General features: G+C 34.6%; 10 protein-coding genes. 2 read left to right on the top strand and 8 right to left on the bottom strand.

All coding sequences use genetic code 11. The features are described 5' to 3' along the window. Positions 1 to 2 precede the first annotated feature (2 nt). Positions 3 to 1,793 (bottom strand): hypothetical protein, encoded by a 1,791-nt coding sequence (locus AC1D0Y_RS22235; RefSeq protein ID WP_060746085.1) that lies wholly within the window; start codon positions 1,791 to 1,793, stop codon positions 3 to 5. A 290-nt stretch (positions 1,794 to 2,083) separates the two neighbouring features. Between AC1D0Y_RS22235 and AC1D0Y_RS22230 the strand changes: the two genes are divergently transcribed. Beyond that, complete coding sequence (locus AC1D0Y_RS22230) at positions 2,084 to 2,455, top strand: recombinase family protein (protein ID WP_060746084.1); 372 nt, start codon at positions 2,084 to 2,086, stop codon at positions 2,453 to 2,455. Positions 2,456 to 3,329: 874 nt separating this feature from the next. On the opposite strand, the gene AC1D0Y_RS22225 is transcribed toward AC1D0Y_RS22230, so the two are convergent. Together AC1D0Y_RS22225 and AC1D0Y_RS22220 are read right to left on the bottom strand one after the other, a co-directional pair. Further along, the gene (locus AC1D0Y_RS22225; protein WP_060746082.1) at positions 3,330 to 4,706 is read right to left on the bottom strand and encodes a hypothetical protein; all 1,377 of its coding nucleotides are present in this window, start codon (positions 4,704 to 4,706) and stop codon (positions 3,330 to 3,332) included. 547 nt (positions 4,707 to 5,253) lie between these two features. Beyond that, complete coding sequence (locus AC1D0Y_RS22220; protein ID WP_060746081.1) at positions 5,254 to 6,738, bottom strand: ATP-binding protein; 1,485 nt, start codon at positions 6,736 to 6,738, stop codon at positions 5,254 to 5,256. A 253-nt stretch (positions 6,739 to 6,991) separates the two neighbouring features. Here AC1D0Y_RS22220 and AC1D0Y_RS22215 point away from each other — a divergent pair, with 253 nt between their 5' ends. Continuing rightward, positions 6,992 to 7,813, top strand: a complete 822-nt coding sequence (locus AC1D0Y_RS22215; RefSeq protein WP_060746080.1) for a hypothetical protein — start codon at positions 6,992 to 6,994, stop codon at positions 7,811 to 7,813. Positions 7,814 to 8,271: 458 nt separating this feature from the next. Here the strand turns inward: AC1D0Y_RS22215 and rlmD are convergent, their stop codons facing one another. The 5 genes from rlmD to gatC form a co-directional block, all read right to left on the bottom strand. Continuing rightward, on the bottom strand, positions 8,272 to 9,651 hold the full coding sequence (rlmD, locus tag AC1D0Y_RS22210; RefSeq protein ID WP_060746079.1) for a 23S rRNA (uracil(1939)-C(5))-methyltransferase RlmD: 1,380 nt from the start codon (positions 9,649 to 9,651) through the stop codon (positions 8,272 to 8,274). A gap of 95 nt (positions 9,652 to 9,746) precedes the next feature. Continuing rightward, on the bottom strand, positions 9,747 to 10,679 hold the full coding sequence (locus AC1D0Y_RS22205; protein WP_016762783.1) for a diacylglycerol kinase: 933 nt from the start codon (positions 10,677 to 10,679) through the stop codon (positions 9,747 to 9,749). A gap of 234 nt (positions 10,680 to 10,913) precedes the next feature. Further along, positions 10,914 to 12,344 carry an Asp-tRNA(Asn)/Glu-tRNA(Gln) amidotransferase subunit GatB gene (gatB, locus tag AC1D0Y_RS22200; RefSeq protein ID WP_013055057.1) on the bottom strand — a complete coding sequence of 477 codons (1,431 nt, stop codon included), beginning with the start codon at positions 12,342 to 12,344 and terminating at the stop codon, positions 10,914 to 10,916. A 14-nt stretch (positions 12,345 to 12,358) separates the two neighbouring features. Further along, entirely contained in the window at positions 12,359 to 13,816 is a 1,458-nt protein-coding gene (gatA, locus tag AC1D0Y_RS22195; RefSeq protein ID WP_013055056.1) for an Asp-tRNA(Asn)/Glu-tRNA(Gln) amidotransferase subunit GatA, read from the bottom strand. Positions 13,817 to 13,832: 16 nt separating this feature from the next. Further along, on the bottom strand, positions 13,833 to 14,123 hold the full coding sequence (gene gatC, locus AC1D0Y_RS22190; RefSeq protein WP_013055055.1) for an Asp-tRNA(Asn)/Glu-tRNA(Gln) amidotransferase subunit GatC: 291 nt from the start codon (positions 14,121 to 14,123) through the stop codon (positions 13,833 to 13,835). Positions 14,124 to 14,425 lie beyond the last annotated feature (302 nt).

Here is a 14,425-nt window from a genome sequence, read left to right as displayed (position 1 = left end):
ATTTATAACAATAGATAATGAGGCTTTAATATTGAATTATAATCATTACTATCAATAATAGTAGATTCATAATAATTATAAGTTTGATCTATAGCGTAAATAATGTCTTTAATAGTTAGTTCAGGATTTCTCAACGTATAATGAATAATTATAGAAATCAAACCACTTAAATATTTTTCTAATTTCATTACAAAATACATTATGTCAAAATTTTGTTGTGAATGGGTATGTGTCAGTATATTTCTATGCCTATAAATCCTTCTGATATTTTGTTCTACTCTGCTCTTTTCTATCTTTAAATATTTTTTTATAGTGTTTTTATCTTTCATGTTTTCTTGAAAAGAATTGATAAGTGCAGCTAAAACTATATCCTTCTCCATAATTGTTGTTTGATTTTCTTTATCCATTCCTTTTAAAACAACAAATAATTCTTTAGGTTTATATTTTACAAAATCGTCTGACGGATCTACTATAACTTCTTTCAATACTTCTATTTGATTATGAAAATTATTTTCGACAATTCCATGCCAAATTTCATTTAAATCTTGTTTTAAAATATACATTAAATGTGACTTCGTTATTATTTGTTGAACCTTTTGAATAATAGCCTTTCTATTCAAATCAACACATATTTTTTCTAAACATGACCATAGAATAACTAATTTATTTTCTACAGTCATTTCGGACGTATTTTTTATTAAATCTAACAAATTATAAATAGTCTTAAATGAATCTAATTTAAAGTTTTCTTTATGAAAAGAAGATAAATATTCCTTATAAAATTCCTGGACATCTCTTTTATTTCTATTCTGATAAACAGGAATATTTTTCGAACCAGCAACTGCTATATTAAACGCTCTATATTTATCAGGTGCTTCACTTGTAAATGTATACGCCGTTGTATGAATAATGTTCTTTTTTCTAGTACCTGTATTGCTCATTAAATCCTTCAGGTTACTTTCAACGGATTGAGCGGCCTTTCTAATTCTTGTTTGATAGTCAGCCCCATCTAAATTTTGAGTTTCGAATAAATATAGATTTCCTTTAGATTTATATTTAATTTTATTATTTTCAGTTATAAAGAATTTTTCTAAGTGTTCTTTATATAGGTCAGAATATACTGTTGAAACTAAGTTCCATTCCACATCGTATACTTTATAAAACTTCACATTATCTATTATTAATAAATCTTGTCCTTCAAGTTCCTTAGGCACTTCAACTTTTATGAGACACAATGGAAATTTCTTTTCAGACTTAGAATCAAAGGAGTGCTGTATCTCTAAACAAATATTATATTTATCAGATGTATACTTTAATAAAGACTTAATTTTTTCATATGAAAAATTATGATAATTAATTTCCTGCAAAAGATTATCTACCAAGATAAATATGTATTTAAAATCGATCCTTTTTTGATTATCTAATATTCGCTGTATATTGGTAAAATAATTTATCGTTCGTTTCTTATGAAAAGTATTAAATATAATTTTCAACAATTCAAAATCAATTTTTTGACCCTTAATTATATTTTTTATCGTTAACAAATCGCCCGAATAAAAATTATCATACTTAGAAAAAGGCGAGTTTTCAATTTCGAACAAAATATCTTTTATATAATCTTGTCTTGCTCGTATTAAGTAATCTACCGTTTCAGCAGAAGCATTCTCTATAGATTTTTCAAGTTTCAAGTATTCTTCAATTAAAGTAAAGAAACTATCATACTTTATCTCTTCTTTAGTTTCGATTTTCAATTCTAATAGGTTAATAAAAAGCTGCTTATGTAGCGGAATCATTTTTTAATCACTTCCTTGACAATTTCGAAGAATTTATTTATGATTATAACATATAATAATTTTACAAACTCAAAGGTGCAGTACGTATCTAAAGCTCGGTAGCAATTACCGTTTTAGTGCTTACTTCACCTTTTTTATTTTATTTAGCTAATTACACTACTTTAATTGTATTTCTGAGGCCTTAATAAGAATATAGAATAAATCTTTTCATTCCTTCCTAACTACAAACTTTTATTTTAGCAGGGCGTTTTGATAAAGCTCCTTATGGTTATGATTTAAAAGATGTTAAATTGTCTATCGGTACAGATAGCAGTGCAGATATTGTAAAACGTATATATGAAAACTATATGGAGGAAAAGAGTTTTGATGCGATCAGGCGTTCTCTATTTAACGAGGACATTCCGACACGGGCTCATCGTAAAGGTCATCAAAATGCAGGTATCTTCTGGCATAGCTCAACTATACGACAAATCCTTGAACGTGAAATTTATACAGGCTGTTTAATTTCGAAGAAGACTTCTACTATTTCTCCTACCACTACCAAACGTATAAATAATAAACCAAAGGATTGGGTTGTACACGAAGGTACGCACGAAGCAATTATCTCGAAAGAAAATTTCAGTCTTGTACAACAACTAATTCAGGCACGCAAGAGAATCTAATCGCAGCAAAAAAGACCATTTATTAACTAATTTTCTAGTTTACAGAAAATGAGGAGCGGGTATGCAATTTAAACGTGACCGTTATGTTTGTGGACATTAAAACAGGCATGGTAAAAAATCTTGCTCCGAAAATTTCCAACTCAAAAAGAATGAATTAATTCAATTGTTACTAAATGATTTAAATCAACTTTATTTTTCTAAGGTTTCAACAGTATCTACGGAGAAACTGCTCGATAATTATCTAGAGAAAATAGAAATTAAATATGTTACTGATATTGAAAAGATAAAGAATGAGCTTACTCAACTACTTGTAAAAAAGCAAAAAGTTCTAGGTAAGATGCTTGATGACAAAATAGATCAAGACGCGTATGACGGGCTTGTGGCAAACCTAATCCTCGAATCGAAGAGCTAACTAGTTGAAAAGTTGAATACTTTACAATACGAGGAAACGAATAGCCATGTAGATATCGATGAACTTAAATCATATATATCTTGGAAATTCAATCCAAAAAACCAATTACTGAGTTAACAAAAACTATCTTAGGTCGTTTCATTCATAAAATAATAGTAAAAGCAGACGGCCAATTAGGAGTGCATTATCGCACTTCTAAACCGTCTGTTTTTTATGTTTCAGCTAATATTAAATTAGATATTCCAAAACCACAACCTAATAAAGCATATGTTGAAAAACATGCTTAAATAGAGATTAGTCAGCTAGCTCAAGCGACGCACAGCATTCACAATGACTAGAATGCTAAGTGTAGATAAAAAATAATAACGTTGATGTAGTAGTATTCACCTCATACATACACATATATAAAGATCCCTAGAGAATACCATTCCCTCTATTGATTCTAAAAATTAACTAAAGTATTTAATGACTATATTCACCAAGTTTGTATCTCATACTAGGGGGAACATATTTTTGAATTACTCTTATCATGCCTTTCATTCCCTCTACTGTTACATAAATATAAGGGTAATTTTTATCATAGTATTTGTCATATTTCTTATTAACATAGCATTCAATTTTAAATTTTTCTTGTAGATGAGCAGCAAGAAGTTCATTGTCTTCCCAAGAAAAATTACAAGTACTTAAATGACCTGATCCCTTCCTGTTGATTGAACCATCGTCACACCATAGAATAGCCAAACCTAGTGAGTCAAGGGATGGAATGATATCTTTAATAATCCGTTCTCCTGATTGATAAGTTAGGGTCCAAATCTGCTTTATAAACATATTTGGAACAGAGCACACATAAACCTGATTAAATACTTTACCATTTGCACTTGTTTTTGTGTCTACTAGCCCAGCTTCAGCAACGAACTCCCCTAATATTTTCATCTTGTATTCTAAGTATGCACGCTGCCCCTCTTTATGCTTCATTCTAAGGTAAGCTCCCTTTGCTTGATTGAATAAGGTACCGTCTCCCATTGCACTTCCAATGATTAATTGTTTTTGATCATTAGATAGTTCGGCCTCCAATAAGTGGGGTTTTGCAAGGTTCCATTGCCAATTCTTTCTCATCCTGATACCTTTTCTATCTAAGTGAAAGGAGACTGAGAATTTTGATACTCCATGTATGGATGCAATCTCTCTGGTTGTGAAATCTTCATTATACATATATATCCAATTTTCGTATACATTATCATCAAAAGTGTATCCAGTTCTTCTATCTATACCTTGTAAGGCAAGATGTTTTGCTACTGTCGAGGATGATACTTCAAATTCCTCTCCTATATCTTCTAGACTTTTACTATTATTATACAAATCTCCCCAAAGAAGGTAGGTTCCTGGAGAAAAATTTTTTTTGCTAGTACGACTTGGTAAATTCATTTTCTTCTGTAAATAAACCCTTACTGTTTCTTTACTTACATGATATTTCGATGCAATATTTTGATATGAAAAACCAAGTTTATATTGTTCAGCCCAATCATTATATACTTCTTCAGGAAAATTTTTAGGATTATTAGAACGAATAACAACACCTATTTCTTTTAATTTTTTTGATACTAATCTTCGTTCCACTCCAAATTCTTTAGCAATTTCATGTAGTGCCTTTTGTTCCACACTGTACATATACTTCATCTTTAATAAGTCTTCTTTGTCAAACTTCCTGTTTATATTTGGACTAGTTAATCCTAAGGCCTTTAACTCTTTGGATAATTTATTACGGTCAACTCCTAAAATCATACTTAACTTTTTTATTGACCCGTATTTTTTATATAATTCCTCTAGCGTTTCCTCCAATTTTCACACCTCTATTACTAAACTTAAGACTGTATGAATAGCATCCCCAGTAGTCTGGGATATTAAAACATCGTTTAAAATAGTAATGGTTTTTATCTCTGAACAATTAGATATAAATACAAACAAAATCCCTATCGAACGAAATATAGCCCTTTGAAATTAAAAAATAAAATTATTACTACATACACTTATAGATTTTAAAGAGCTAAATACAAGAATAAAAAACATACAGATTAAAAGATATAGTATGTTTTTTATTTTTTATAGAGATTAGCTCTCCTATTCTATTTACTGAGTTCATCTTACTTAGTTGTTAGGTCAAAATGACCTCTAATTATCTTTTAAAAACTTTACTTTCTGGTATATTTAAGTAGGTAGGGAGGCTTTTTCACTTAAAGAAATGGCTCCATACCGATTAAAAAATGCCTTCTTTAATTAAGGATTATAAAAAATAAAAAAATCACTCTGTATATAATACAGAGTGAAATCCTCTAGTCATACTTAATTTCATTTACTGTTTCCAACTTAATCACTGCAAACAGTTCTTTTAATCTTCCAGACCTGCTTCATTCCATGTTTGCGCCTTAAAGAAGTAGGGGTGACCTCTGGCATCCAACCGGCTATTATAATAAGCAATTATATCTTTAACGCCTGGACTAAATCCATCGCCTACTAAGATCCCTTTAGTGGGTGGATCATTATCAGCAACTGCCCCATCCCAATACATAAGTAATTGATAGAATGCTAACAAGTCTGCTTCTCCCTTCTTACCTTCGTAATAAACTACGGCTTCTCCATCGTAAAATCGCATATCTGCTTTGATATTTGAATTGTAACAACGGTACACATTATAATTAGTTTCAGCATATGCATTCGGTCGTGTTAATTTATAAAATTTCTCAATTTTTTTGGATAATCTATTAAACATATCCAATTCTCTAAGTTCGCTGGGCTTTGCCTTTGGAAGTTTTGGACATTGCTTACGAATCCAATCATACAAACTTTGTGTTTTCGGATCTGATTCTAGAAGAGCTGTTTTCGTACGATCTGTACTTGGTAAGACATCTCTATCACTAGAAATGATATTGGCTTGTAATAAGAATCCGTTGGTTGATGGATGATTATCTCGTGGCCAAATCTCATCTAGTAGATTATAAGCAATTACACGCCCATTCAATCGAATTTCAGCTCCGGAACAACGAGCACTTCGACGATAATAACGATTAACCCCGGGCTGGTCTTTAACATCCATCCAACTAATATCTACTCGAACTTTCCTACCTTCAAAAGTCCAATCTAGATTTTCTAACTCTTTATAGAATTCCCCTACGGGACGCAAGGCTTTAATTTGACGTGTTCCATCAGGAATCGCATCCGCATCTACACGAATCGCAATGTTGTGTTCATCAATTAACGTACTATAAACAAAACCTAAATCTTCACATAAATATTCAAAACATTTAGCATCCAAAGCAGTTCCGCCCCCACGGTCACGAAGAGTAAAGAAAAGAGTTTGTGAAACCTCCACTTCTACAATGGTGCCTGTTCCCTTAAGACTTCCTGGCCATGGTTGGATTTTTTCATCTATGACTTCCACTTTTATTCCTATAGTTGAATAAGGTGCCGACACCTTTCGATAAGTACCAGGCCTATCTGTCTCTGTTCGTGTATAAATAGCCCATGCTGAGTTAGTTGAATCGCAAAAAGCTAAAAAGTTTTTCATCCCATAGCCATGTTCATTTAAGGTAGTAGTTTGATTATTTCTGTTCCCAACTGAAAAGGCTTGAGCTAATTCTGAGATACCTGTACCACAATCTTCTATTCTAATAAGATAGCCCTTCAAAGTTCTCTCAAAGGCTATTATAATATTGCGGACACTTTTAGGATTGGACAAAAGATTAGAAATTGAATTGTCAACAGGTTCCCATATTGCTTGAGATAGATTTTTGAAACTTTTTCCAATACCTTCCCAAAAACCCTTTTCATCAATGCTTGGAACAATAGTATATTTTGAACCTTTTATTGTCTGCAATCTAAACGACTCCTTCAATCATTTGTCTTACTTTAATTATGTTCTAAATTTTCAGAAATTATTCCTCTTCATAAAAAGTTTTTGTATTGAATTTATTTCTTGCTTCCTACTTTGTCTTGCTAACCTTCTAAAAGACTTATACTAGAAGTTAATATCACGTAATTTTTTCAAATCAAATTTTTTAAGAAAAGCATAAAAGAACATTTGTTCTCAAATAATAAATATAATAAAATGGATAGGATAGGTGAAGCCAATGAAGTTAACAGCAGAAGATATAGCTATACACCTGATTGAAAGTGGCATATACGAAAGATGTCAAACCGCTAAGAAATATTTAAAGATGATTAGAGAACAGTTCTATAAACGTTTACAACATGCCGAATCAAGAAGAATAGAATTTACAAAGCATAATCTTGTAGCTAAATTTATACCAAAAAGAAAGTTTCAAATAGATCACTTCTCTCTTAATTATTACCTTTACAATATAGGTCTTCTTCCGGAAGTAGTACAAATTAAAGCAATAAAGGATCAACCTCAATTAGCTAAAGTGTTGGAACCTTTTCAATTAAAAGACGAATATTATATAACTCCTAACTTAAAGTTAAAAAATAGACTAAATGAGAATTTACCTTGGGACAATCCACTCGAAAACCAATCAATTGATGAACTAGCTTTTTGGTTTAATAAATTTTATTACATATTTAAACAGAATGAAGCCTTATATAATGTTGCAAAAAATAAAATTTTATGTTTTTTTATCTGCGATGAGATAGACAAGATGAACTTTAAATATGGAAGCTTTACTCTCTTTAAACGACAACCTGTATTTGACTGCACCAAAATCTTTAACAATTTTGGTGCTGAATTTTTAATTAGGCACGCTAGTGCTTCTGCTGAGAAAATACAAAATTATATACTCAAGGGATTTTTATCAGAAAAAGATATTAATCAATACCGTACTGTGACTGACATCAATTTAACATTCTATTTGCTTCCCCTAGAAGTTGAGCATCAGATGTTGCAAAGGTTTCAAGCTAACCTTATTACTGCTTCTCTAAATAGAATTCGACATTAGTGTAGTATCTGAGAACACTTATTTTATTTTTGAAAGGCTTTCCAAAGAGAAATACTTAAACCTATATATTTCATAAAACCTTTCTCAATTTAAAACACAATTGATTCTTATAAGGATTAATTGTCTTTTTTAAAAAAACAGTTTAGTGGCATAATTTATATGAATAGAATAGTGATCGCAGAAAAATAAGAAAAAGAGGTGTGAGCGTATTCATCTATATTAGATAAAGCTCTCTATACAAACGAGATACCCGAGAATTATTACTAACTTGATAAATAGTGATTAATTTGACGAAAAATAATCACTTCAATCTAGGAGGAGCATATATATGATAAATTACATGCGATCTTAGAATTTAAAGAATTAATTCCTGAAATTTCACATCGCTTAATTAATCAAATTGAAATAAAAGCAGATGGAAGCCCGAGAATCTTTTATCGATTCTCGAACTCATCTTCTTATTCTTCAATTCTTTTTAACCACACACAGCACTCCACATGCGTCGTATGCGGGAACATATCAACAGGCTGAACTTCAACCGTCTCATATCCGCCTTTTTCTAAAATAGCTAGATCACGCGCAAGAGTTGCTGGTCCGCATGAAACATAGACAACTTTTTTCGGCTTCATGTCAATGATGGTATTCAAAAGAGCTTCGTCGCATCCTTTTCGCGGTGGATCTACGACGATGACGTCCGCTTTGATGCCTTGTTTGTACCAGTTTGGAATGACGACCTCTGCTTCGCCTACTTCGAATTCAGCGTTGTGAATACCGTTTAGCTCAGCGTTGCGCTTTGCATCTTCAATCGCTTCAGGCACGATTTCAACGCCATATACTTTTTTCGCTTTTTGAGCGAGAAATAACGAGATTGTTCCGATTCCACAGTAGGCGTCAATTACCGTTTCTTCTCCTGTTAAATCCGCATACTCAAGCGCTTTGTCATAAAGCACTTTCGTTTGCTCAGGGTTTACTTGGTAGAATGATTTTGCTGAAATGGCAAATTTAACGTCGCCGATATAATCGTAAATATATTCTTCTCCCCAAAGTACGTTCGTTTGGTTCCCTAAAATGACGTTTGTGCGCTTTCTGTTTACGTTTTGAACAATTGATTTTACGTTCGGCACGGCTTTGATAATGTCTTCTATAATACGCTTTTTGTTTGGCAGCTCAGCTGTACGAGTCACAATGACAACCATGATTTCACCCGTTACAAGTCCGTAGCGCGCCATGATATGACGAAGTGAGCCTTTATGTTTTTGTTCTTGGTAAGCAGAAACGCCATGCTTTTCACAGATTGATTTGACAGCTTGAACAACATCATCATTTGCCTGCTGCTGAATCAAACAGGCATCCATGTTAATGATGTCGTGGCTTCGCTGCTGATAAAACCCAGCGACCAAACCGCCTTCTCGTTCTGCTACGGGAACTTGAGCTTTGTTTCGATAGCGCCAAGGATCGTTCATTCCTAGCGTCGAATGTACCGGAACGTCAGGTAAATGGCCAATTCGCGCCATGACGTCTTTTACTTGCTTTTGTTTAAATTGCAGCTGTCCTTCATAGCTTACATGCTGCAGCTGACAGCCTCCGCACTGCTTGTAGACCGGACAGGGTGCTTCAACACGTTGCTCACTAAACGTATGGTGCTTGATAAGCTTGCCAAACGCATAGCCTTTTTTTACTTTAATGACTTTTACTTGGCCGCTTTCGCCGGGCAGCGCATTTTGAACGAAAATAGGAAATCCGTTCACTTTCGCTACACCCGCTCCGTCATGCGTTAAATCTTCAAACGCAACATCTATATATTCATTTTTTTCTACAGGTGGTTTTAATTTTTCCATTTATCGTTACATCCTTTTAGTCATTTGAAAATGCTGAACTGATTGTACCATAAGAGCGAAAGCCAAACAAAGAAAAGCATGAAAAAAGATCGCAATTAGGCGATCTCATTTTTTTCCATCAATTCAGCTGTTGCTTTTGGAACAAAGATTTCTACATGGCGATATAAGTTTACAAATTCCCCAGGCAATAATCCGCCGTACTCGCCATCTAGATTTAACTGCATTTTATCATTTGTATGAATTTTAACACGGTTCGCTTTTGTGTAGATAATATGAGGATCATTGATGTGTTCTCCTCGCAGCGCAAGTGTCGCAATTCGAATAAACTCAGCTAAATTTGCTTTCTTTAAAATAATTAAATCAAACATGCCGTCATCTAAAGAAGAATCTGGTGCCAGCTTTTCAAAACCGCCGACTGAGTTCGTTAAGGAAACGAGGAAGAACATAATCTCGCCGCCAAAGAATTTTCCGTCATACTCAATTTCAACAGATGTTGGTTTAATAGAAGGAAGCATTTCCATGCCTTTTAAATAGTAAGCTAGCTGTCCAAGCATTGTTTTTAACTTGCTTGGCACTTCATATGTTAATTCAGTTAAACGGCCGCCTCCGGCGATATTTACAAAGTAATGCGTTTCTCCGTCGTTTGTTACACAGCCCAAGTCAATTGGCTTTGTTACGCCTTCTACAATGACATCAATAGCGCCTTCAATCGTACGCGGCACATTAATGGCACGAGCAAAGTCGTTGGTTGTTCCAACAGGAATAATACCTAGCTGCGGACGATAGTCTTGTCCAGCGATACCGTTTACGACTTCATTGATGGTACCGTCTCCACCGGCTGCAATTACAACGTCAAAACGACGTTCTACTGCTACTTTAGCAGCTTCTGTTGCATCACCAGCACAAGTTGTAGCATGACAAGATGTTTCGTAGCCTGCTTGCTCTAGCTTTTGCAAGACTTCCGGTAAGTTTTTCTTAAAAATTTCACGGCCCGATGTCGGGTTATAAATAATTCTCGCTCTTTTCATATTCATCATCCTAATAATGATAATTTGTCACAAATCTTTGCCTACTTTTATCAGTGAAAGAATGCCCCCTCACATTACATCATCAACAAGAGGGGGCATGAACAAACATATTATAAAGAAATTAACCTTGATATACAATATTCACGTTTCGGTTTTTATTCATACCTTCAGCGCGATCGCCCTTACTCATAATAAATGTGAGATGGATATCCACCTCACATTTAGTTATCAAATTTAGCGTTTATTAATTTCTTCTAAAAGAATTTTATTAACCATCGGTGGGTTCGCTTGGCCTTTTGAAGCTTTCATAATTTGACCAACTAAGAAGCCGATTGCACGATCCTTACCGTTTTTGAAATCTTCAATAGATTGAGGGTTTGCATCTAATGCATCTGTTACGAATTTACGTAAAGTTGCATCATCAGAAATTTGTACAAGACCTTTTTCTTTTACAATTTTCTTTGCATCTCCGCCATTTTCAATTAATTCTTTGAATACTTTTTTCGCAATTTTAGACGAAATTGTACCTTCTTGAATTAATTGAATCATACCAGCTAGGCCTTCAGGTGTTAAGGCTACATCTGAAAGTTCTTTTTGGTTTGAGTTTAAGTAAGCAGAAACTTCACCCATTAACCAGTTAGAAGATAGCTTCGCGTCTCCACCCGCAGCAAGCGTTGCTTCAAAGAAATCAGACATTTCTTTTGTTAGCGTTAATACCATTGCATCATAAGCAGGTAAGCCAAGCTCTTCTACATAGCGCTTTTTGCGAGCATCTGGAAGTTCAGGAATCGAAGCACGAACGCGTTCTTTCCACTCTTCGTCGATGTGTAATTCTAATAAGTCAGGCTCTGGGAAGTAGCGGTAGTCGTCAGACCCTTCTTTTACACGCATTAGAATTGTTTCGCCCGTAGACTCGTCAAAACGGCGTGTTTCCTGCTCGATTAAGCCACCAGACAATAACACTTTTTCTTGACGAATTTCTTCGTGTTCAAGACCGCGGCGCACATAGTTAAATGAGTTTAAGTTCTTTAACTCAGCTTTTGTACCGAACTCTTCTTGTCCAACTGGACGTAAAGAAATATTGGCATCACAGCGAAGTGAACCTTCTTCCATTTTGCAATCAGATACGCCTGTATATTGAATAATTGATTTTAATTTTTCTAAATAAGCATATGCTTCTTCAGGAGAACGCATATCTGCTTCTGATACAATCTCAATTAGAGGTGTACCTTGACGGTTGAAGTCTACTAGTGAATAGCCATCGCCTGTATGCGTTAGCTTACCAGCATCTTCTTCTAAATGAAGTCGGTTGATACGAATACGCTTCGTTTCACCTTTAACTTCTACTTCAATCCAACCGTTCTCGCCAATTGGTTTATCAAATTGAGAGATTTGATAAGCTTTTGGGTTATCCGGATAGAAATAGTTTTTACGGTCAAACTTTGTATCTGTTGCAATTTCACAGTTTAGCGCAAGCGCTGCTTTCATTGCAAAATCAACTGCTTCTTTGTTTAACACAGGTAATACGCCAGGATAACCTAAGTCAATTACACTTGTGTTAGCATTTGGAGCCGCACCAAATGCGTTTGGACTTGCTGAGAAAATTTTAGATTTTGTCTTAAGCTCAACGTGTACTTCAAGACCAATAATCGTTTCAAAGTTCATCTTTATCTCACCCCTTACAGTGCTGGTTTCGCTTTATGATGCTCAGTTGCTTGTTCGAATGCATGAGCAACACGATAGATTGTGCTTTCGTCGAAATGCTTACCGATAATTTGTAACCCTAATGGCAATCCATTTGATAAGCCGCAAGGCACAGAAATACCAGGTACTCCAGCAAGGTTTACTGGGATTGTTAAAATATCGTTTGCATACATTGTTAATGGATCGTCTGTTTTCTCACCAATTTTAAATGATGGAGTTGGTGTAGTTGGTCCAATGATAACGTCATAGTTTTCAAATACAGACTCAAAGTCTTGCTTGATTAACGTACGTACTTGCTGTGCTTTTTTGTAGTAAGCATCATAATAACCAGAGCTTAACGCAAATGTTCCAAGCATGATACGGCGTTTTACTTCGTTTCCAAAGCCTTCGCTTCGAGACTGCTTGTACATCTCGATTAAGTTCTCAGCATTATCTGTACGATATCCGTAGCGAACGCCGTCAAAACGAGATAAGTTAGCAGACGCTTCAGAAGAAGATAATAGATAATACGTAGCTAATGCGTATTTAGAGTGTGGAAGCGATACTTCTTCCCAAGTTGCGCCTAGTCCTTCTAACACTTTTAGTGCATCTAAAACAGACTGGCGAGCTTCTTCGCCTACACCTTCGCCTAAGTATTCTTTTGGAACAGCAATTTTAAGACCTTTTACGTCACCTGTTAAAGCAGATACATAATCCGGTACATCAACATTAGCAGAAGTAGAATCCATTGGGTCTACGCCTGAAATTGCTTGAAGTAAGTATGCATTATCTTCAACAGAATTTGTGATTGGTCCGATTTGATCTAAAGAAGATGCAAATGCCACTAATCCGTAACGAGATACGCGACCATACGTTGGTTTTAATCCGACAACACCGCAATAAGCAGCTGGCTGACGAATTGAACCACCTGTATCAGAACCTAAAGAAAACGGAACTTCGCCTGCTGCCACAGCTGCAGCTGAACCACCGCTAGATCCACCTGGTACGTAATCTAAATTCCATGGGTTGCGCGTTAACTGAAGACCTGAGTTTTCAGTTGAAGAACCCATTGCGAATTCATCCATATTTAATTTACCGATTGTTACCGCTTCAGCTGCCTGTAATTTTTGAACAACTGTTGCATCATAAATCGGATCAAAGTTTGCTAGAATTTTACTAGAGCAAGTTGTACGTAAATCTTTTGTGACAATATTATCTTTTACACCGATTGGCATACCAAATAATAGGCCAAATTCATCTTTTGTTTGTAATGCTTCATCAAGCTCTTTTGCATAAGCACGAGCATTGTCTTCATTAAGCGCTAAGAACGCACCTACTTTATCATCTACTTCATTAATACGTTTGTATGATTCGTCTACTAAATCTTGTACACGTACTTCTTTCTTGTGTAAAAGGCTATGTAGTTCTGAAAGTTTACGATCGAATAAAGACATCGTAAAGCCTCCTTCCTTATTCTAAAATAGTTGGTACTCGAATGTAGCCATCCTTGTGGTCTGGCGCATTTTTTACTACGTCTTCAATTGGTAAACCTTTAGCTGGCTTATCTTCACGCATTACGTTTTTCATATCCAATACGTGAGAAGTTGGTTTTACATTTGTAGTATCTAACTCATCTAATTGTTCTGCATATGTAATAATAGCATCTAATTGTTTTGTAAATAGTTCTGCTTCGTCATCCGTCACCGCAAGTCTCGCTAAGTTTGCAACGTGTTTTACTTGATCAACAGAAATTCTTGACATGTTCCTTCACCTCCGAATATTCGTCCCACTACAATATACTGATAATACCAAACTTCACTAGCAACAGGCAACATTTCTGAGACTAGTTCCTAAAATATTAAAAACCCCGCCAGACAAGACAGGGCTTACATTTATCACTTCTATTTTATACCAAATCTATTTCATTCAAACAACATTCCATACTTTTCCTTCGTCATAAAATATTTCTCTCTTGCATAGGTATAAAATAACCTTCTTTTTAGAAAAGATAGATAGAAAGAGAAACATGCTTTAGATGAACACACCACTATGTTTTAATTTCA

The sequence above is a fragment of the Priestia sp. P1_B12_1 genome, assembly GCF_056406695.1.
The sequence above is the reverse complement of the archived record's forward strand: the minus strand, read 5'-3'. Positions and strand labels throughout refer to the sequence as shown.